Below are 231 nucleotides of genomic sequence, written 5' to 3'. Positions count from 1 at the left end.
CATAAAGTCTATAGTGCTTCGGCTATTGTCTTTTCGATATTCTTCAATAGCTTTTACTCCATTCTTTTTAACAGTTCTTCGAGTTTTATATTCATCTTCTTCCTCACATTCCTGCGAGAATAACATACGCATCCCTGCAGTGGCAGCTGCTCCCATTTGACCTGCGCCATCGATCACTTCAAATTTGAACTTTTTAGATTTGTCTTCATTGGCATAGGTTGCTTCTATTGA

At 38.5% G+C, this 231-nt stretch carries 1 protein-coding gene; it reads right to left on the bottom strand.

What is annotated here, in order from left to right; genetic code table 11:
* On the bottom strand, nucleotides 1–231 hold a 231-nt coding region (locus ACY2RT_RS15745; RefSeq protein WP_490156844.1), incomplete at both ends, for a hypothetical protein.

This window comes from Ulvibacter sp. 2210JD10-4, assembly GCF_058148525.1.
The sequence above is the reverse complement of the archived record's forward strand: the minus strand, read 5'-3'. Positions and strand labels throughout refer to the sequence as shown.